Origin of the sequence: Nonomuraea sp. B10E15 (assembly GCF_039871615.1) — a bacterium.
In the GTDB taxonomy this organism is placed as follows: Bacteria; Actinomycetota; Actinomycetes; order Streptosporangiales; family Streptosporangiaceae; genus Nonomuraea.
In genome coordinates this window covers 57,818-76,897 of record NZ_JBDPMB010000021.1, presented here as the reverse complement: position 1 = coordinate 76,897, position 19,080 = coordinate 57,818, and the positions used below count along the sequence as shown (strand labels likewise).

16 protein-coding genes are annotated in these 19,080 nt (G+C 70.5%); 3 read left to right on the top strand and 13 right to left on the bottom strand.

Annotation, left to right across the window (positions count from 1 at the left end):
• Positions 1-93: 93 nt before the first annotated feature.
• From ABGB14_RS39030 to ABGB14_RS39015, 4 genes are all read right to left on the bottom strand, one after another.
• Positions 94-1,395: an MFS transporter gene (locus tag ABGB14_RS39030; RefSeq protein ID WP_347648895.1), complete on the bottom strand. Its 1,302-nt coding sequence runs from the start codon at positions 1,393-1,395 to the stop codon at positions 94-96.
• Positions 1,396-1,527: 132 nt separating this feature from the next.
• Positions 1,528-1,881, bottom strand: coding sequence for a nuclear transport factor 2 family protein (locus tag ABGB14_RS39025; RefSeq protein ID WP_347648894.1), 354 nt, complete (start codon positions 1,879-1,881; stop codon positions 1,528-1,530).
• A 13-nt stretch (positions 1,882-1,894) separates the two neighbouring features.
• Positions 1,895-2,311 (bottom strand): hypothetical protein, encoded by a 417-nt coding sequence (locus ABGB14_RS39020; protein ID WP_347648893.1) that lies wholly within the window; start codon positions 2,309-2,311, stop codon positions 1,895-1,897.
• A gap of 214 nt (positions 2,312-2,525) precedes the next feature.
• Positions 2,526-4,187: an AMP-binding protein gene (locus ABGB14_RS39015; RefSeq protein ID WP_347648892.1), complete on the bottom strand. Its 1,662-nt coding sequence runs from the start codon at positions 4,185-4,187 to the stop codon at positions 2,526-2,528.
• Positions 4,188-4,569: 382 nt separating this feature from the next.
• Between ABGB14_RS39015 and ABGB14_RS39010 the strand changes: the two genes are divergently transcribed.
• Complete coding sequence (locus ABGB14_RS39010) at positions 4,570-6,189, top strand: endo-1,4-beta-xylanase (RefSeq protein ID WP_347648891.1); 1,620 nt, start codon at positions 4,570-4,572, stop codon at positions 6,187-6,189.
• Positions 6,190-6,266: 77 nt separating this feature from the next.
• Here ABGB14_RS39010 and ABGB14_RS39005 read toward each other — a convergent pair whose 3' ends face one another.
• The 5 genes from ABGB14_RS39005 to ABGB14_RS38985 all read right to left on the bottom strand — a co-directional run bounded on the left by ABGB14_RS39005 (position 6,267) and on the right by ABGB14_RS38985 (position 10,542).
• On the bottom strand, positions 6,267-6,872 hold the full coding sequence (locus ABGB14_RS39005) for a VOC family protein (RefSeq protein WP_347648890.1): 606 nt from the start codon (positions 6,870-6,872) through the stop codon (positions 6,267-6,269).
• Between the two features lie 62 nt (positions 6,873-6,934).
• Positions 6,935-7,351, bottom strand: a complete 417-nt coding sequence (locus ABGB14_RS39000) for a hypothetical protein (protein ID WP_347648889.1) — start codon at positions 7,349-7,351, stop codon at positions 6,935-6,937.
• A 106-nt stretch (positions 7,352-7,457) separates the two neighbouring features.
• Complete coding sequence (locus ABGB14_RS38995) at positions 7,458-8,279, bottom strand: carbohydrate ABC transporter permease (protein WP_347648888.1); 822 nt, start codon at positions 8,277-8,279, stop codon at positions 7,458-7,460.
• On the bottom strand, positions 8,276-9,190 hold the full coding sequence (locus ABGB14_RS38990) for a sugar ABC transporter permease (protein ID WP_347648887.1): 915 nt from the start codon (positions 9,188-9,190) through the stop codon (positions 8,276-8,278). The genes ABGB14_RS38995 and ABGB14_RS38990 overlap by 4 nt, the downstream gene beginning before the upstream one ends.
• Positions 9,187-10,542 (bottom strand): extracellular solute-binding protein, encoded by a 1,356-nt coding sequence (locus tag ABGB14_RS38985; RefSeq protein WP_347648886.1) that lies wholly within the window; start codon positions 10,540-10,542, stop codon positions 9,187-9,189. Before ABGB14_RS38985 ends, ABGB14_RS38990 begins: the two co-directional genes overlap by 4 nt.
• 107 nt (positions 10,543-10,649) lie before the next feature.
• On the opposite strand from ABGB14_RS38985, the gene ABGB14_RS38980 reads away from it, so the two are divergent.
• On the top strand, positions 10,650-11,822 hold the full coding sequence (locus tag ABGB14_RS38980) for an ROK family transcriptional regulator (protein WP_347648885.1): 1,173 nt from the start codon (positions 10,650-10,652) through the stop codon (positions 11,820-11,822).
• 64 nt (positions 11,823-11,886) lie between these two features.
• Here the strand turns inward: ABGB14_RS38980 and ABGB14_RS38975 are convergent, their stop codons facing one another.
• The 4 genes from ABGB14_RS38975 to ABGB14_RS38960 all read right to left on the bottom strand — a co-directional run bounded on the left by ABGB14_RS38975 (position 11,887) and on the right by ABGB14_RS38960 (position 17,912).
• Positions 11,887-14,880 carry a glycoside hydrolase family 38 C-terminal domain-containing protein gene (locus ABGB14_RS38975; RefSeq protein WP_347648884.1) on the bottom strand — a complete coding sequence of 998 codons (2,994 nt, stop codon included), beginning with the start codon at positions 14,878-14,880 and terminating at the stop codon, positions 11,887-11,889.
• Between the two features lie 29 nt (positions 14,881-14,909).
• Positions 14,910-15,557 (bottom strand): carbohydrate ABC transporter permease, encoded by a 648-nt coding sequence (locus tag ABGB14_RS38970; protein ID WP_347648883.1) that lies wholly within the window; start codon positions 15,555-15,557, stop codon positions 14,910-14,912.
• Positions 15,558-15,741: 184 nt separating this feature from the next.
• On the bottom strand, positions 15,742-16,614 hold the full coding sequence (locus tag ABGB14_RS38965; protein WP_347648882.1) for a sugar ABC transporter permease: 873 nt from the start codon (positions 16,612-16,614) through the stop codon (positions 15,742-15,744).
• Positions 16,614-17,912, bottom strand: a complete 1,299-nt coding sequence (locus tag ABGB14_RS38960; RefSeq protein WP_347648881.1) for an extracellular solute-binding protein — start codon at positions 17,910-17,912, stop codon at positions 16,614-16,616. Before ABGB14_RS38960 ends, ABGB14_RS38965 begins: the two co-directional genes overlap by 1 nt.
• Positions 17,913-18,027: 115 nt before the next feature.
• On the opposite strand from ABGB14_RS38960, the gene ABGB14_RS38955 reads away from it, so the two are divergent.
• The gene (locus ABGB14_RS38955; protein ID WP_347648880.1) at positions 18,028-19,068 is read left to right on the top strand and encodes a LacI family DNA-binding transcriptional regulator; all 1,041 of its coding nucleotides are present in this window, start codon (positions 18,028-18,030) and stop codon (positions 19,066-19,068) included.
• Positions 19,069-19,080: the final 12 nt, after the last annotated feature.

The window sequence follows — 19,080 nt, the reverse complement described above, 5'->3', positions numbered from 1 at the left end:
GGGCGCACACACCGCGTACGGCTGCCCATCCGACGGATGGGCAGCCGGTCGGCGGTGAGGTCCGGCTCGCTGCGCGGGTGGGGGAGCGGCTGGTCAGGGGGTGGGTTCCGGGGTGGCCGCCTCCCTGCGGGCCTTCTCCGCCAGGGCGTGCTCGTCCGTACGGGCGTCGTACCCGCGGAACTTCGGCAGGGCGGCGGCGAGTCCCAGGACGGCGGCGACGCACAACACGCCGCCGGCCCCGAGCGAGAAGCGGGTGCCGCCGAGGTTGGCCATCAGGCCGGCCCTGGCGTTGCCCAGCATCGGGCCGCTGGCGTAGGAGAGCAGCTCGATGCCCGCGAGGCGGCCGCGCAGTTCGCGCGGGATGGTCTGGTTCCACATGGTCATCCGGAAGATGCCGCTGATCATGTCGGCGGCGCCCGCCAGGGCGATGCAGACGACGATGAGCCAGACGTTCGTGGCCAGGCCGGCCAGGGCCACCGCGGCGCCCCACAGCGCGGCGGCGATGATCACGCCGAGGCCGTGGCGTCGCACGTTGGCCGCCCACCCGCCGGTGAGCGAGGCGATCAGCGCGCCCACCGCGCCCGCGGAGTAGAGCAGCCCCAGCGCCTGGGGCGCGCCCAGCTCGTCGGCGAGGAACGGGAACAGCGCCGTCGCCATCGCGAACACCATCGCGGCGATGTCCACCAGGTACGTGCCCATCAGGTCGCTGCGCCCCACCGCGTAGCGCAACCCGTCGACCAGCGACGTCAGCGACGCGGGCGCGGCGTCCTCGGCCGGCGGCAACGACCGGATCCGCCACAGCAGCGGCAGCGACAGCACGAAGGTCAGCGTGTCGAGCCCGTACGCGACCGCCGAGCCGTAGGTGGTCACGAGCAGGCCGCCGAGCGCCGGGGCGACGATGGCGCCGAAGTTCCAGCGCAGGCTGGTCAGCACCGCGGCCGCGCCCTGCTGCTCGTGCCTGACCACCTGCTGGAACACGGCCTCCATGCTGGGCCGTTGCAGGCAGGCGAGGCCGGTGGAGACGGCGCCGACCACGTACAGGACCCACACCTGGGGCGTGGGCAGCAGCGCGTTGGCCATGAGCGCGGCGGAGGTGACCAGCAGGCCGACCTCGCTCCACAGGATGATCGTGCGGCGGTCGTGCGCGTCGGCCATCGCCCCGCCCCACAGGCCGCACACCACCATCGGCACGAACTCCGCCAGGCTCACCAGCCCGACGGCGAGGTAGGAGCCGGTCAGTTCCTTCATCTGAAACGGGATCGCCACCATGGTGATGAACGTCCCGAACATCGTGATGACGCCGGAGACGAAGAGCAGGCGGTAGTCGCGGGAGTCGCGCAGCGGACTCACGTCGAGGGTGAGGTGGCGAAGAAGGCGTTTCACTGCGGCGAGCACGAGAGTGAATTGTCCGGGCGAACGTCGTGGCCGGGCAAACCGTTTTCCGCGGCACGCACGCGGCCGGGGTGCACCTTCTCCGGGGCGCGGCGGGAGGCCCCCGGCGGAGCCGAGGGCCTCGGAGGCGCCGGGTCAGGCGGCGGGTGCCTGGTCGAGGAAGCCGAGCACCTTGCGGATCCGGCCGTCCTCCGCCAGTTCCACTACGTCGTAGCCGACCGCCACCGGCTCGCCGTCCGCCGGGCCCAGGTGCCAGGTGAACCTGGCGAGGTGGCGGTGCGCGTCGTACAGCTCGCCGGGTGTGAACACCATGCCGGGGAACATGCCCTGCGCGCCTTCGATCACGGCGGCGATCCCGGCGTGCCCCGCCACGTCGGCGAGCGGGTCGGTGTACGTGGCGTCCTCGGTCCACAGCTCGGCCACGGCCTCGGCGCGGGCCTGCGGGTCGGTCTCGTTCCAGGCGGCGATGTAGCGTTCCACGAGGGTCATGTCTTCTCCTTGGTCAGGTGGTGCGGGTCTTGCGCAGGCCGACGATCTGGAGCTCGGCGAACACGGCCACGAGCAGCGCCTGGGCGATGACCCAGACGGCGCCGGCGGTGGTGAGGTCCAGCGCGCCGGTGACGACGACGGCGATGCCGGCGAGGGTCCAGCCGATGTTCAGGGCGATGACCGCCCTGGTGGCGGCCGGGCTGATCGTGCGGCGCGGCGCTCGGCCGGCCAGCAGGCCGACCGCGGCGCCGTACACGAGGAGGAAGGCGCCGACGCCGCGCAGCAGGGCCGCGTCAGGACCGAGCAGAGCGCCTGCGGGTTCGGCGGCGGCCAGGTAGACCAGCCCGTTGCCGCCGGTGACGACGGCGTCGGCGGCCAGGACGAGACGCAGGAACCTCGTCCGGTCGGTGGTGACGGTCAGAGCGGTCATCTCAGCTCCTCCAGTGGGTCGGTGCGACACCTGAACGATGTCAGCCACGGGATAGGGGCCGCGATTACGCGCGAGGTAAGCGGGCACGCGAGCGGGCTCCGTGGAGGCGGTACGACCTGCGGAGACTCCGTCTCTGTGAGGACCGTCACGTCGGCGCCGGACGTGATCGGAAAGCGCCCGGACGCCCCCGGAGGAGGGCGGCCGGGCGGGCCGGTCAGGTTCCCAGGATCTCCCTGCGCAGGCGGGTCTTGAGGATCTTGCCGCCGGGGTTGCGGGGCAGCTCGCCGTCACGGAACCACACGTGCACCGGGATCTTGAACGTGGCGATCCGGCCGGTCAGGAACGCCCGCAGCTCCTCCGCCGTGGCCGAGGCGCCCGGCGCCAGGCGGACGACCGCGCCGACCTCCTCGCCCAACTCGTCGTGCGGCACGCCGATCACGGCCACGTCGTCCACCGCCGGATGTTCGAACATGGCCGCCTCCACCTCGGCGCAGTAGACGTTCTCGCCGCCCCTGATCACCATGTCCTTGGCCCGGTCGACGATGTAGACGAAACCCTCCTCGTCGATCCTGGCCAGGTCGCCGGTGTGCAGCCAGCCGTCGATGAACGTCTGCGCCGTCGCCTCCGGCTTGTTCCAGTAGCCCAGGATGACGTTGGGACCGCGGACGCAGAGCTCGCCCACCTCGCCGGGCGGCAGCTCGCCGCCCGCGGGGTCGACCACCCGCACGTCGACGACGGGCAGCGGCCGGCCGATGCTGTCGGGCCTGGCCTGGTAGTCGGCGCCGCCGTTGCCGATGGCCAGGGCGCTCGTCTCGGTCATGCCGTAGCCGTTGGAGGGCGCGCGGTCGGGCAGGTTCTCGCCGATGCGCTCCAGCAGCCTGGGCGGTGCGGGGGCGCCGCCGTAGCCGAGGCTGGCCAGGGACGACAGGTCGTACGCGCCGAAGTCGGGGTGGGACATCAGCTGCCAGGCGTTCGTCGGCACCCCGATCATCCCGGTGATCTTCTCCCGCTCGATCAGGGCCAGGGCCTTGCCGGGGTCCCACTTGTACATGAGCACGAGGCCGCCGCCGCTGAACATGGAGGTGGTCAGGGCCGAGAAGGAGCCGGTGACGTGGAAGAGCGGAACCGTCAGCAGGGTGACCCGGCGGACGCCCGCCGAGGCGGCGGGGTCCTTGCCGGCCATGGCGAGCGCGCGCATGTGCCCGTACCCGACCGTCATGGGGGACTGGCCCAGGTTGCGGTGGCTGCCCAGTGCGCCCTTGGGGCTGCCCGTGGTGCCGGAGGTGTAGAAGATCGTGGCCGGGTCCTCGGGGGACAGCTCGACGTCGGGCAGCTCGACGCCGGCGGCGACCTCGCCGAGCACCTCCGCGAACGCGCGTGCCCCTTCCGGCGCCTCGCCCCTGGTGACGATCATCGGCACGCCGGTCGAGGCCAGCCTGGCGGCGCGCTCGCCGTCCGCGATCAGCACCTTGGCGCCGGAGTCGCGTACGCCGTAGGCCAGCTCGGCCTCCGTCCACCAGGCGTTCAGCGGTACGGCGACGGCTCCGGCCGCCAGCGCTGCGGAGAACGAGACCACCCACTCCGGGTAGTTGCGCATGGCCACCGCCACCCGGTCGCCCTTGCGCACGCCGTAATCGTCGACGAGGCGGTGGGCGAGGGTGGCGGCGCGGCGGAAGTGCTCCTCGAACGTCATGTGCTCGTCCTCGTAGACGAGGAAGTCCTTCTCGCCGTGGAGCCTGCTCGTCCGCAGGAGTGCGCGGAAGTGGCCTGGAGCGTGTTTCCAGGTGCGGATCCCGGTGTCGCCGATCTCCTCGATCTCGAACAGCTGGCCGGGGCCGGTGAGCTGGTCCTGGGCCTGGGCGTGCGAAAGAGACATGCGCAGAACTCCCGCAGTGGACGATTATTCCGGAAAACACAGTACCGACCGGTAGGTACGTCACGCTAGACCAGGAAAAATAGGCAGATCGGGGGTTTCCGCGGCGGCCCGATCGGGGAAGGCTGCCTGATGCCGTGGCGGCCGGGCATCGGAGTGCGGCGCCTCCGGATGATGAAAGTTTCACATTCAAGCCGATAGTTTCTGGCTCCCAGCTGCCCTTATACGTCGGGCACGGGCTCGGCGTTGACCGCGTGGGTGCATCTCCATACCGTCTCCGGTGCGATCCTGTTCGGGTCGAAAACTTTCGGGACCGAGTGCCTGCCTCCGGAGGTAGATATCCGTGCGTTCGTCCTCGCTCATCAGAGCCCTCACCCTGGTGGGGATGCTTCTGACCTTCCTCCTCCCCGTCACCTCGGCCGAAGCGTCCGCCCCCCTGCGGACGCACGCGCAGAGCCGGGGCAAGTTCATCGGTGCGGCGCTCGCCACCAGCCCGCTGTCCAACGAGACCGCGTACCGCACCATCGCGGCCACCGAGTTCAACCAGATCACCGCTGAGAACGTGATGAAGTGGGACACCACCGAGCCCAACCAGGGCCAGTTCAACTTCTCCGGCGCCGACGCCATCGTCAACTTCGCCACGCAGAACAACCAGCAGGTCCACGGCCACACGCTCGTCTGGCACAACCAGACGCCCGGATGGGTGCAGGGCCTCGGCGCCGGCGCCATGCGTGACGCGATGGAGAACCACATCGCCCAGGTCGTCGGGCGCTACGCCGACAACCCCGCGGTGGTCTCGTGGGACGTGGTGAACGAGATCTTCGAGGACAACGGCAGCTGGCGCTCGTCGTTCTGGTACAATAGGCTCGGCGAGAGCTTCGTCGCCGACGCCTTCAGGGCCGCGCGCGAGGCCGACCCCGACGCCCGGCTGTGCATCAACGACTACAACGTCGAGGGCATCAACGCCAAGAGCACCGCGATGTACAACCTCGTCCGGTCGCTGCGCCAGCAGGGCGTGCCCGTCGACTGCGTCGGCTTCCAGGGCCACCTCGCCATCCAGTACGGCTTCCCGAACGACCTGCAGCAGAACATGGAGCGCTTCGCCGCCCTCGGCGTCCAGGTGCGCATCACCGAGCTGGACATCCGCATGCAGATGCCCAGAAACTCCTCCAAGGACGCCACCCAGGCGACCTACTACCGCAACGCCGTCAACGCCTGCCTGGCCGTCAGCGCCTGCGCGGGCGTGACGATCTGGGGCTTCACCGACAAGCACTCGTGGGTGCCGGACACGTTCCAGGGGGAGGGCGCGGCGCTCATCTACGACGAGAACTACCAGAAGAAGCCCGCCTACGACGCCGTGCACGACGCGCTCGACGACGGCTCGAGCAACGACGACACCACGGCGCCGAGCACGCCCGGCACGCCGTCGTCGAGCAACGTCACCGCCAACTCCGCCAGGCTGACGTGGACCGCCTCGACCGACAGCGGGGGCAGCGGGCTGGCCGGGTACAACGTCTACCGCGAGCAGGGAGCCAGCGACACGCAACTCGGCACGACCACCACCAACTCCATCACCCTGACCGGGCTGAGCCCCGAGACCGAGTACGTGGTGTACGTGCGGGCGCGCGACGGCGCCGGCAACCTGTCCGGCAACTCGTCCACGACCACGTTCACCACGGCCGAGGGCGGCAGCGGAGGGGGCGGCTGCACCGCCGCCGGCACCGTGCAGACCCAGTGGGGCAACGGGTACGTCGTGCAGCCTGTGACCGTCACCAACACCGGCACGTCGGGCATCTCCGGCTGGACCGTCACCTTCACCCTGCCGTCCGGGCACACGCTGGCCGGCTCGTGGAACGCCGCCGTGACCGTCAGCGGGCAGACCGTCACCGCCAGGAACGCCGGCTACAACGGCACCCTGGCGCCGAACGCCAGCACCAGCTTCGGCTTCCAGGTCACCCGTCCGAACGGGAACACGCAGACGCCGTCCGGCTACACCTGCGCCTGACGGTCACGGCGATCCCCCGGGGAGGCCCCCGGGGGATCGCCTGCCGCCGTGCCGCCGCCGTGCCGGAGCCGGGGCGGTCAGGGCTCCAGAGTGACGCCTTCGCGCCGGAGGTCCTCGATGATGCCGTCGACGAGCTTCGTCGCGGCCGTGTGGTGGAGGCGGCCGCCGTCGCGCAGCTCGCGGACGGCGGGTACGGGGTCGGGGTCGGCGAACAGCCGCTCGTCGGCGTGATCCGCGGGGCGGCCGGTCGGGTCGAGCGTCCACCAGGAGGCCTCGAGGGCGATGCCGTTGGGGTCGCTGAAGTAGATCGAGCGCAGGAAGCCGTGGTCGATGACGTCGGTGACCTCGCAGCCGTGCGCCTTGAGCCGGTCGCGCATCCGGTTGAGCGCGTCCTCGTCCGGCAGGTGCAGGGACAGGTGGTCGAACTGCGCCGCCCTGGCGTACGGCACGCCGGCGGGTTTGGCGAAGCTGTCGATGGGCTGGTCGGTGTATTCGAAGAAGGCGACGGTGTTGCCCGGCCCCACCTCGAAGAAGTAGTGCCTGAACGCGGGGACGGCGAGGGTGGCGACCAGCCGGGCATCGAGCACGCCGTGCCAGAAGCGCACGGTGGCGTCCATGTCCGCGGTCACCAGGGCGAGGTGGTGCACGCCGCGCCAGTGCACCGTTGCGGGGGTCGCAGCCATGCGACAACCGTACGCCTTTCAACCATCCCTGTTGGGGCAGAATGTCCTTCCGGTGGCGCTCGTCACGGGGCGGTGGCGCAGTGTTCGCCGCTGCCGCCGGCGTAGCTGAGGCATGCCTCGTCGCCGCTGACGAGCGGCGTCACGGGCCGGAACTCTCCTTCGATCGCCTCGCCGAGGTCCTGCGTGGAGACGGAGCCGGAGGCGGGGGAGCCGTTGACGGTGAAGGACAGGCCCACGGGAGCCGTCGCGTTGTTGATCTTGAACCAGAGGCGGAAGTCGCCGGGCGCCCCGCGGACCTCCTGGCAGACGGGCGTGTCCGGCAGGCAGACCAGCACCGACGAGGGGGAGGGCGGCGCGGCCAGCGCGGCCGCGGGAGAGAACGTCGCGGCGAGGGCGAGCATCCCGGCCGCCGTGGCCGCCGTGACCCCGAGGGCTCGCGGGAGGCGGGGGTTCGGACGCGAACTGGCCTGCGAGGGCATGAAAGCTCCGTTCTCAGCCGAATGGTGACATTTATGTCTAACGTTCAGTCAGACTTTCGGCAAGAGGTCGGGCCCTCCGCAGGCCGGATCGTACGCCCGGCGGACCTCAGCCCTTCACCGAGCCGGCGAAGCTGAACGAGCCGGCCAGATACTTGTTCACCGCCACGTAGAGGATCACCGCCGGGGCCGTGTAGAGGATGGAGAACGCGGCCAGCTGGCCGTAGGCGACCTGCCCGTACTGGGAGAAGAAGGTGTAGATGGTCACCGCGGCCGGCTGCTTCTCCGGCGTGTCCATCAGCACGAACGGGGCGAAGAAGTTGCCCCACTGCCCGACGAACACGAAGATCGCCACCACCGCGATGCCCGGCGCCATGAGCGGGCCCACCACGGTCGTCAGCGACCGCATCCAGCCGGCGCCGTCCACCCATGCCGCCTCCTCCAGGCTCACCGGCACCCCGTCCATGAAGTTCTTCATCATCCAGATCGAGAACGGCAGCGAGCTGGCCGTCAGGAACAGCACCATCGCCGGCACGGAGCCGTACAGGTTGAAGCGGAAGAACATCGCGTAGACCGGCACCAGGACCGCCGTCATCGGCAGGCCGGTGGTGAACAGCAGCGTCAGCATGAAGTGCCGGCGGTAGCGGAGCTGGTAGCGGGAGAGCGGGTAGGCGGCCAGGCCGGCGACGAGCACGGTCAGGATCGCCGTGGACCCCGAGATCACGATGGAGTTGATCAGCGGGAGGATCAGCGTCTCCCACGTCAGCACCGCCGTGAAGTTGTCCAGCGAGAAGTTCAGGGTCGGCTGAGCGGCGAGGGTCGCCTCCGGCTGGACCGACGAGATCACCACCCACAGGAACGGGCCGAGGAAGGCCAGGCAGATGATGAGGAGCGACAACCCCGCCGCTCCGCGGGCCGCGAGCCTGGTCACGCGTCCTCCACTTTGATCAGGCGCAGGTAGATCAGCGAGAACAGGGCGCCGATCACCAGCATGACGAGGGCGATCGCGGAGCCGTAGCCGATCTCGAAGTAGCGGAACGCCTGCTCGTACATGTAGAGCGGCGTGGTCTGGCTGGCCGTGCCCGGCCCGCCTCCGGTGAGGGCGTAGATGAGGCCGAAGCTCGCCAGGGTCTGCAGGGTGATCAGCATGAGGTTGGCCATGATGGATCTGCGGATCAGGGGCAGGGTGATGTGCAGCAGGCGGCGGCCCGGGCCCGCTCCGTCCACGGCGGCGGCCTCCACCAGGTCCTTCGGCACCTCGGAGAGGGCGGCCGAGTACACCAGCATGGAGAACGCGGTGCCGCGCCAGACGTTGGCCAGGATCACCGCCAGCATCGGGGCCGTGTAGAGCCACTCCTGGGAGATGCCGAGCACCGAGTTGAGCGTGCCCTCCTCGGCCAGGAACGAGAACCAGCAGGCCGCCGCCACCACCTCGGGCACCACCCAGGCGGCGATGACGACGCCGTTGACGGCGCTGCGCGTCACCCGGCCGCGCCCGCGCTGGAGCAGGGCGATGATCAGCCCCAGGGTGTTCTGGCCGATGACGGCCGACCCGATCACGAAGACGAACGTGAGGACGAACGAGTTGATGAAGTTCGGGTCGTTGAAGAGCCTGGTGAAGTTGGCCACGCCGACGAACTCGGAGTTGACCGAGGCCGAGCCGGTGAGCGTCTCGTTGGTGAAGGCGACGTAGACGCTCCACAGGATGGGGCCGGCGAGGAAGAGCGCCAGCAGGACGATGGCCGGCCCCAGGGGGAGCAGCCAGCGCAGCACCCCGCGCCGCGACGAGCCGCCGGGGGGCGTGCTCGTCACGGGCGGGGCCGGCGCCGTGGCGACCGTCATTTGGCCAGCACCTTGTCGGGGCCGCCCACGGCGGTGGGCAGCGCCTTCGCGTAGGCGGCGGTGGCCTCCTCAGGAGTCCGCGCGCCCGTGGTCACGGACTCCAGGGCCTCCTGGATCTGCGCCGACACCTTCGGGTACTCCTCGAACGCCGGCCGGTAGTGGGTCACCGAGGCCAGCTCGGTGAAGAACTTCACGCTCGGGTTGTCGCCCGTGTACTTCGGGTCGGCCGCGACGTCCTTGCGGGGGGCCAGGTCACCCGAGCCCAGCGCGTACGTCAGCGAGTTCTCCTTGTTGGTGGCCACCGCGATGAAGTCCCACGCCTCCTGCTTGTTCTTGGCGTAGGAGCTCATCGCCATCACCCAGCCGCCCGACATGCTGACCGCGCCCGGCTCCTCGCCGTTCTGCGTCGGCATGGCCGTCCAGCCCATCTTGTCCTTCCACTCCGCCCACGGCTTGGTGCTGGTCGGCTTCCACGCCGAGGCGGTCCACGCGCCGTCGAGCGCGATGCCCAGCTTGGCGTTGGGGAACCACTCGTAGTTCACCTTGTCGGCCAGCTTGGCGTTGTGCGCGTCGGCCTGCTTGGGCCCGAGCTCCTCGCGGTAGATGGTGTTGACGAACGTCAGCGCGTCGGTGAACTGCTTGCCGCCGGCCACCCACTTCTTCTGCGCCTCGTCGTAGAGGGTGCCGCCGGGCGTGCCGTACAGGAGCATCTCGAAGCCCTGCATGGTCGACGCCTCACCGTGGATCTTCGTCGAGTACATGGTGAAGGGCAGGACGCCGGGCAGCTTCTGCTTGATCGTGCGGGCGGCCGTCAGGACGTCGTTCCAGGTCTTCGGCTCCCACGGGACGGGCAGGCCGGCCTTGGCGAAGACGTCCTTGTGGTACCAGAGGCCGCGCGTGTCGGTGCTGATCGGGACGCCGTAGATCTTGCCGTCGCCACCCTTGGCGGCCTGCTTGACCGAGTCGGGGAACTGCTCGCTCCAGTCGGGCCACTTGGCCAGGTAGTCGTCCAGGGGGGCCAGCTTGCCCGCCGCGACGTCGGCGTTCACCTGGAACGTGTCGTGCAGGTAGACGTCGGGAGCCGAGTCAGGAGACCGGTTGAGCAGGGCCAGCTTGGTGTAGTAGGCCTCGTTGTTGCCCTGGACGGGCGTGAGTTTGATGGTGACGCCGGCGTGAGCGGCTTCGTACTGCTTCTTGGCGTCCGTGAGCATCTTCTCCAGATGCGGCCACGTCGGCTCGACCTTGTAGAGGACCTCGAGTTCCTTGCTGCCGGAGGCGTTCTGCTCGGTGTCGGCGCCACAGGCGGCCACGGCTGTCAGCAGCAGGAGGGAACCGGCCAGCATACGTCTCATCACGGGCTCCCGGTGGTTCTTGGGTTGCCAGGGAAGTTTCCTTGGGGTTGCCGAGAAGCTAAATCTATTTGATTTACAAAGTCAACAGTTTGTGTGATATTGGCGACATGCAGCTGGGCACGAACCTGCCCAAGGTGGGGAGCTACAACCGCGCCGTGGTGCTGGAGGCGATCCAGGCCTCCGACGGGATCAGCCGCGTCCAGATCGCGGCCCGCACCAGGTTGACGGCGCAGACCGTGTCGGTGATCGTCCGCCGGTTGCTGGAGGAGGGGCTGGTCATCGAGGACGGCTCCACACCGTCCAACGGGGGCAAGCCGCGCACGATCCTGCGGGTCGACCCGGGCGCCGGCTACGCCATCGGCGTGCACTTCGACCCCGGGGAGATCTCCTGCGTGCTCGCCGACCTGGCCGGGCGGCCGGTCGCGCGGCTGCGTCAGCCGGTGCGGCCGGGACGCCGGCCGGACGCCGTGGTGCGGCAGATGGCCAGGGCCGCGCGGCGCATCCTCAGGGAGGCGGGGGTCGCCGACGGCAAGGTGCTGGGGGTGGGCCTGGCCTGCCCCGGGCCGCTGGACGGCGACGGCGTGATGATGTCGCCGCCGCGGCTGCCCGGCTGGGACCAGGTGCCGATCAAGAGCCTGCTGGAGGAGCACACCCGCTTTCCCGTCACCGTCGACAACGACGCGACCGCCGCGGCGATCGGGGAGCGGTGGGCCGGAACGGCGCGGTCCACGCCCAGCTTCGCCTACCTCTACCTGGGAACGGGCATCGGGGGCGGGATCTTCCTCGACAACCAGGTCTATCGCGGGCGGTCGCTCAACGCCGCCGAGTTCGGCCATATGACGGTCGAACCGGACGGCCCCGAGTGCTACTGCGGCAACCGGGGATGCGTCGAGGCCGTCTGCTGCCCGAGCGCCATCGAGGCGGCGCTGGGCAACGGATCCGACCACGCCGCCATCTGCGCGGCGGCCGCGCGCGGCGAGCCCGAGGCCCGCGCCGTGATCGAACGCGTGGCCGGGCGGCTGGCCGACGCCGCCGTGAGCGTCGTGAACATGCTCGACATCGACCTGCTCGTGCTCGGCGGGCCCGCGCTCAGGGAGGTGGGCGGGATCTACCGCGAGGTGGTCGCGGCGGCCGTGTCGAGCAGGTCGCTGGCCAGGAGGCTGCACGCGGTCCAGGTGGAGACCTCGCCGATCGCGGCGGACGCCGCCGCGATCGGCGCGGCCTCGCTGGTCTTCCACGCCACCTACGCGCCCCGCCTGGGGGCGCTGCTCAGCGGCTGAGCGGGCCGCCCGGCCCTCGCCGGGCGGCCCTGACGTGATCACGCGGCCTGATCACTCGGCCTGATCACGCGCGCTTGAGCCGCAAGGTCACCAGCTCGAACGGGCGCAGCGTCAGCGGCACCGGGCCGTCGTGGCGCCGCGGCTCGGCCGTGGGACGCTCCAGCAGGTCCGTCTCGACCACCTGCGCCACCGGGAAGCCCGGCGTCAGCGTGGCCCGCGCCCGGCCGCCCCTCGACTCGTGGAAGCGCACGATCACGTCGCCGCTCTCGTCGTCGGCCAGCTTGACGGCGGTCACCACCACCGCGTCGTCGTCCACCGTCACCAGCGGCGCCACCTCGGCGTCGCCGGGCACGCGGCGCTCGGGCAGGTTGACGACATAGCCCTCGCGGACCGCGTCGCCGATCGTGGCGCCCGGCACCAGCGCGTGGCGGAAGCGGTGCACCCCCTGGTCGGTCTCCGGGTCGGGGAAGCGGGGGGCGCGCAGCAGCGAGACGCGTACGGTCGTCGTCGTGCCCGCGTCACCGGCGGTGCGGGTGACGTCGTGGCCGTAGGTCGAGTCGTTGACGAGCGCGACGCCCCAGCCCGGCTCCTCCACGTGCACGAAGCGGTGGTTGCAGGCCTCGAACTTGGCCGCCTCCCAGCTCGTGTTGGTGTGCGTGGCGCGGAAGACGTGGCCGTACTGGCTCTCGGAGGCGTACCGGTCGGCGTGCACGTCCAGCGGGAAGGCCAGCTTCAGGAACTTCTCCGTCTCGTGCCAGTCGACCTCGGTGTCGATGTCGAGCCGCCGGCCGGACAGCGTGAAGACCTGCGTCACGCTCGACGAGCCGAAGGAGCGGCGGACACGGACCGAGCCGTCCGCCAGGCTCACCTCGTCGGCCTCGGTCAGGTCGGTGCCCGTGTTGCGGTAGAACTCGTCGACATCCCAGGCGTCCCACTTGTTGGGGAAGTCGGGGTGCAGCTGCAGCAGCCCGGCCACCTGGCCCGGGGCGACCGTCTCCCGGTCGGCGGCCACGTCGTGGACCGACACGATCAGGCCGCGGGCGTCGACCTCCACCCTCAGCAGGCCGTTGTCCAGCACGTAACCGCCGCCGTCGCGCTCGCCCGCGGAGGTCCGCACGCCGGCCTCCGGCCGTGCCGCGCCGCCCGCGGGGACGCCGCGGCGGGCGTGCGGGGCGCCGTTGAAGACGAGCGTGCCGCCGGAGGCGTCGCCGGCCAGCGCGCGCTGCGCGGTGTCGATGACGGCGTTCAGCTCCTCCGCGACCAGTTCGTACGTCCTGCGCGCCTCCCGGTGCACCCACGCGATCGACGAGCCGGGCAGGATGTCGTGGAACTGGTGCAGCAGCACCGTCTTCCAGATCCGGTCGAGCTGCGCGTACGGGTAGGGCGCACCGGCGCGCACGGCCGCGGTCGCCGCCCAGAGCTCGGCCTCCCGCAGCAGGTGCTCGCTGCGGCGGTTGCCCTGCTTCGTCTTGGCCTGGCTGGTCAGGGTCGCCCGGTGCAGCTCCAGGTAGAGCTCGCCGGCCCAGACAGGCGGGTGGGGATATTCCGCCTCCGCCTTGGCGAAGAAGGCGGCCGGCGTCTCCCACGTGACGGCGGGCGAACCCTCCAGGTCGCGTACCCGGGCGGCCTTGGCGACCATCTCGCGCGTCGTGCCGCCGCCTCCGTCGCCCCAGCCGGTCGGCGCGAGCGAGTGCCGGGCGACGCCCTTGTCCTTGAAGTTGCGGGCCGCGTGGGCCAGCTCGCCGCCCGTCATCGAGCAGTTGTAGGTGTCGACGGGCGGGAAGTGCGTGAAGATCCGGGTGCCGTCGAGGCCCTCCCACAGGAACGTGTGGTGCGGGAACGTGTTCGTCTGGCTCCACGAGATCTTCTGCGTGAGCAGCCGCTTCGACCCGGCCGCCTTGATGATCTGCGGCAGCCCGGCCGCGAAGCCGAACGTGTCGGGCAGCCACACCTCCTCGTTGTCGACGCCGAACTCGTCGATGAAGAAACGTTTGCCGTGCACGAACTGCCGGGCCATCGCCTCCGAGCCGGGCATGTTCGTGTCGGACTCCACCCACATGCCGCCCGCCGGGACGAAGCGGCCGGAGGCCACCGCCTTGGTCACCTTCGCCCAGACCTCGGGCCGGTGCTCCTTGATCCACGCCCACTGCTGCGCCTGCGACATGGCGAACACGAAGTCCGGCTCGTCCTCCAGCAGCGCCGTCATGTTGGACGCGGTGCGGGCCACCTTGCGCACGGTCTCGCGCAGCGGCCACAACCAGGCCGAGTCGATGTGGGCGTGGCCGACGGCGCTGACGCGGTGCGCCGACGGCACGGCGGGGGCCGACAGCACGCCGGTCAGCTCGGCCCTGGCGGCGGCGGCCGTGCCGTTGACGTCCTGGAGGTCCACGGCGTCCAGCGCCCGGTTGACGGCCCGCAGCACCTCGTAGCGGCGGGCGCCGTCGACGGGCAGCTCGTGCATCAGCTCGCCGAGCACCTCCAGGTCCATCACGAGCTGCCACACGGTCTCGTCGAAGACGGCCAGGTCCATGCGGGTCAGCCGGTAGAGGGGGTCGTTCCCGGCCGTCTCCTTGTCGCCGAGCCGGGTCGGCTGGAACGGGTGGCGGCCGAGGATGACGGGGTTGGAGGCGGCCTCGACGTGCAGGCGCACCCGCTCGCCGCCCTTGACGGGGGCGCCGACGCGGACCCACTGGTTGCGCGGGTTGAGCCCCTTCACCGGGGTGCCGTCGGGGAGGTAGACCAGGCCCTCGCACTGGAAACCGGGCATGTCCTCGTCGAAGCCCAGGTCGAGCAGGGCTTCGACGGTCCGGCCCGCCCACCGCTCCGGCACCGTGCCGGTGACGGTGAACCAGCTGGTGCCCCACGGCGCGCCCCACGCGTCGCCCACCGCGATCGGCTCAGGCGTCGCGGCCAGCCCTTCGGCGACCGGTACGGGCTCGTCCGGCGCATGCCAGACGGCCACCTCCAGCGGCACCGAATCGGGGTGAAGGGCGGGGCGGATCCGCTCGTTGAGCACACGCTTCAGGCGGGCTTCGACCAGGTCGCGGTCGTCGTGCATCAGGGACTCCTTACACAAAGGGGGGATTGTCAGCCTTTGATGGCGCCTTCCTCCACGCCCCTGAAGAAGAAGCGCTGGAGTGCCGCGAAGACGATCACGATCGGCAGGAAGGAGATCATCGTGCCTGCCGCGATCAACCGCGGGTTGGCGATGAACGTGCCGTTCAAATACTGCAGGCCGACCGTGAGAGTGTAGTTGGCGGGGTCGGTCAGGACGATGAGCGGCCACAGGAAGTCGTCCCAGGCCCCGATGAACGCGAAGATCGTGACCACGCTGAGCATGCCGCGCACGTTCGGCAGGCCGATGTGGCGCAGCCGCTGCCACGCCGTCGCCCCGTCGATGATCGCGGCTTCGTCCATCTCCCGGGGGATCGCCTGAAACGCTGTACGCATCAACAGCACGTTAAGCATCCCGATCGCGCCCGGCAACGCCACCCCGAGCAGGGTGTCGGCCAGACCGAGCGAGCGGACGGTGACGTACTGCGAGACGATCGTCACCTCGCCGGGCAGCACCAGCGTCGCCAGGAACAGCCCGAGCAGCAGCTTCGCGCCCCTGAAGCGGAGCTTGGCCAGGGCGAACCCGGCGATCGTGGCGCCCACGGCGTTGCCCGCGACCACGATGGCGGCCACGACCAGCGAGTTGGCCGCGTACGACCACACGGGGACGGTCTCGGCCACCTCGGCGTAGTTGGCGAGCGTCGGCTGCTGGGGCAGGAAGCTCGGCGTCCGGGTGTAGATGTCCTCCTGGACGCTCTTGAGCGAGGTGGACAGCTGCCACAGGAACGGCGAGACGGTCAGGGCGAGCGCGAGCAGGAGCAGGACGTAACGCAGCGCCTTCTCGCGGGCGGAGACGGTGTTGATGTCAGGCCGCCTTCCTGTTGAGCCGCAGCAGCAGGAGCATCGGCCCGATGGTGATGACGAGCAGCACCAGGCTGAGCGCGGAGGCGTAGCCGAGGTGGCCGGTGAAGCCGCGGCTGTAGAGCTGGATGAGCATCACGAGCGACATGTCCCTGCCGCCGGGGCCGCCGGTGCCGTTCGACAGCACGTACAGCTCGGAGAACACGCGCAGCGCCGAGACCGACACCAGCACGGAGATCAGCAACATCGTGTTGCGCACGCCGGGCACCGTGACGCTCCAGAAGCGCCGCACCGGGCCCGCGCCGTCCACGGCAGCGGCCTCGTGCAGCTCGCGCCGGACGTTGCCGAGCGCCGACAGGTAGATGATCATGTAGTAGCCCAGCCCCTTCCAGACGGTCAGGCTGATCGCGCTGAACAGCAGCAGCCACCGGTCGGTCAGGAACGGCACCGGCGCGGCGATCACGCCCAGCCACTGCGCGAAGCCGTTCACCAGCCCGCGGTCGTCGAGCAGCCAGCCCCAGATCAGCGCGACCACCACGGCCGAGGCGACCACCGGGGTGTAGAAGGCGGTGCGGAAGAACATGATGCCGGGCAGCTTCTTCTCCACCAGGATCGCGATCAGCAGCGGCAGCAGCGTGAGCAGCGGCAGGCACACCAGCATGTAGACGATGCTGTTGACCAGCGCGTCGGCGAGCTGGTCGTCGTCCAGGGCGCGGCCGAAGTTGGCCAGGCCGGTGAAGTGGCCGCCGCCGAGCGGCTTGGCGTCGGTGAACGCCAGGACCAGCGTGTTGATCGACGGGAAGACGGAGAAGACGCACAACCAGACCGCGGCGGGCGCCACCAGCAGCCACGGCGTGAACCAGCGGTGGTGGGTCATCAGCTCTTGAGCAGCTCGTCGCACTTGGCCACGGCGGCGTCCAGCGCCTCCTCGGAGGTGGCCTCACCGCTGATCGCCAGCGCGAACTGCTGCCGGACGAACTTCTTCATCGCCTCGGTGACCTGGACCGGCTCGAGCACCTTGGCCTTGGCGAGCGAGGTGAACGCGATCACCTTGGCGTCGCCCGAGCGGGTGCCGTCGCTCTTGCTGAAGAACGGGTCGTCCGCCGAGGCCTTGGTGCTGGGGAAGATGTTGACCAGATGGGCGAAGGCGGCCTGGTTCTCGGCGTTGGTCACCCAGCGGGCCAGGGCGAGCGCGGCCGGGGCGTTCCCCGTACGCTTGGAGATCGAAAGGCCCTGCACGTAGAGCGGCGGAGTGCCGATCGCGGGCGACGGCACCACCTTGGGCGCGAGCGTCGGATTGTCGGTGGCCAGGCTCGTGATGAAGTTGCCGCCGGCGGTCGTCCAGGCGACCGTGCCCTCGGTGAACAGCTTGGCGTTGCCGGCGTAGGTGTCGGTGAGCACGTCGCGCGGCAGCAGCCCCTCCTTGTACGCCTCGCGATACCGGTCCAGCAGCGCGACCGCCTGCGGGGTGTTGAAGGCGAAGCGGGTCCCGTCGGGCGTCATCATGGGGACGCCCGCGTTGGCCAGGTCGCCCAGCTCCGGCTTGCGGCTCATCAGATAGACCTTGCCGCCCGACTTCTCCTTCACCGTCCTGGCCTGGGCGATGAGCTCGTCGAGGCTCGCCGGCGGCTTCTCCGGGTCCAGGCCGTTCTCGGTGAGCAGCTCCGCGTTCCAGTAGTTGACGTCGGTGTTGAGGTACCACGGGAAGCCGTACGTGCCCTGGACGCCGGGGTAGCGGTAGGCCTCCAGGCCACCGGGGACGTAGACGTCGGCCAGCTTCTGGTCGGCCTGCTGATCGGCCCATTGGTCGGCTGGGCCGACGTCCAGCAGCACGCCCTGCTTGACCAGCGGGAAGGCGAAGTCGGGCGGCAGGTTGACGACGTCGGGCAGCGAGCCGCCGGCCGCCTGGGTGAGCACCTTCTCCGAGTAACCTTCGGCGGGCTGGTCCAGCCACTCGACCTCGGTGCCCGGGTACTCCTTCTCGAAGCCGTCGATGACGCCCTGCACGTAGTCGGTGAACTTCGGCTTGAGCGCCCAGGTCTGCAGGCTGACCTTGCCCTTCACCTCGCCGGTGGCGCCCGTGACCGGCGCGGCCTGGTCCGGTTCGGCGCCACCCAGCCCGCATCCCGCGATCGTGACGGCCAGCACGGCCAGTCCTGCCCAGTACCTTCGCATGGCGCTCTCCTTCGTGGCCGGCGGGTACTAAACCGCTCTAGTTGCGGGACTATCCACCGGGCTAGACTCCGCTGTCAATAGGGTGTGGCCGGACTGTGAGGAAAGGAGCGGCCGCGTGGGCCGACCGACGATCGCCGACATCGCGCAGCGGGTCGGGGTGTCCAAGGGCGCGGTGTCGTTCGCGCTGAACGGGCGTCCCGGCGTCAGCGAGGCGACCAGGGCCCGCATCATCGAGGTGGCCAGGGAGATGAACTGGCGGCCGCACAGCGCCGCCAGGGCCCTCGGCGGCGCCAGGGCCGAGGCGGTGGGCCTGGTGATCGCGAGGCCCGCGAGCACGCTGGGCGTCGAGCCGTTCTTCGCCCAGCTCCTGTCCGGCCTGCAGGCGAGGTTGTCGCGCCAGCAGGTGGCGATGCACCTGCTGGTGGTGGAGGACTCCGAGGCCGAGATCGAGGTCTACAGGGAGTGGACCTCCGCGCACCGCGTGGACGGGTTCATCCTCGTCGACCCCAAGGTCCGCGATCCCCGTTTCGCCGCGCTGGAGGAGCTGGGCGTGCCCGCCGTCGTGCTCGGCGGGCCCGGCAGGCACGGGGCGCTGGCCAGCGTGTGGGCCGACGACCGCGAGGCGATGGTGTCGGTCGTCGACTATCTGGCGGCGCTCGGGCACCGCCGCGTCGCCCACGTCGCGGGGCTGCCCGGCCTCCGCCACACCCAGCGCCGCATGCGCGCGCTGCGCGACTCGGTCAAGCGGCTCGGCCTGGTGGACGCGGTCTCCCTGCCGACCGACTTCAGCGACGCCGAAGGGGCGGCGGCGACCAGGACGCTGCTGTCGCGCGCCTCCCGCCCGACCGCGATCGTCTACGACAGCGACGTGATGGCGCTGGCCGGGCTGGGCGTGTCGGGGGAGATGGGCGTGGCCGTGCCGGCCGAGCTGTCGATCGTCGCCTTCGACGACTCGGTGCTGACCCGGGTCACCCACCCGAGCATCACCTCGCTGTCGCGCGACACCTTCGCGCTCGGCGGCCAGGTGGCCGAGGTGCTGCTCGAGGTCATCGCCGACCCGGGGGCCAGGCGCGACCTCAAGACCGGCACGCCGCGGCTGGTCGTCCGGCAGAGCACCGCGCCGCCCGCTCTTGGCAAGCGGACTAAAGCGGTTTAGGGTCTCGATGAT

Coding starts and splice junctions, on each gene's coding strand:
- ABGB14_RS39025 (WP_347648894.1), bottom strand. CDS start 1,881: ATGACCCTCGTGGAACGCTACATCGCCGCCTGGAACGAGACCGACCCG.
- ABGB14_RS39020 (WP_347648893.1), bottom strand. CDS start 2,311: ATGACCGCTCTGACCGTCACCACCGACCGGACGAGGTTCCTGCGTCTC.
- ABGB14_RS39015 (WP_347648892.1), bottom strand. CDS start 4,187: ATGTCTCTTTCGCACGCCCAGGCCCAGGACCAGCTCACCGGCCCCGGC.
- ABGB14_RS39010 (WP_347648891.1), top strand. CDS start 4,570: ATGCTTCTGACCTTCCTCCTCCCCGTCACCTCGGCCGAAGCGTCCGCC.
- ABGB14_RS39005 (WP_347648890.1), bottom strand. CDS start 6,872: ATGGCTGCGACCCCCGCAACGGTGCACTGGCGCGGCGTGCACCACCTC.
- ABGB14_RS39000 (WP_347648889.1), bottom strand. CDS start 7,351: ATGCCCTCGCAGGCCAGTTCGCGTCCGAACCCCCGCCTCCCGCGAGCC.
- ABGB14_RS38990 (WP_347648887.1), bottom strand. CDS start 9,190: ATGACGGTCGCCACGGCGCCGGCCCCGCCCGTGACGAGCACGCCCCCC.
- ABGB14_RS38985 (WP_347648886.1), bottom strand. CDS start 10,542: ATGAGACGTATGCTGGCCGGTTCCCTCCTGCTGCTGACAGCCGTGGCC.
- ABGB14_RS38980 (WP_347648885.1), top strand. CDS start 10,650: ATGCAGCTGGGCACGAACCTGCCCAAGGTGGGGAGCTACAACCGCGCC.
- ABGB14_RS38975 (WP_347648884.1), bottom strand. CDS start 14,880: ATGCACGACGACCGCGACCTGGTCGAAGCCCGCCTGAAGCGTGTGCTC.
- ABGB14_RS38965 (WP_347648882.1), bottom strand. CDS start 16,614: ATGACCCACCACCGCTGGTTCACGCCGTGGCTGCTGGTGGCGCCCGCC.
- ABGB14_RS38960 (WP_347648881.1), bottom strand. CDS start 17,912: ATGCGAAGGTACTGGGCAGGACTGGCCGTGCTGGCCGTCACGATCGCG.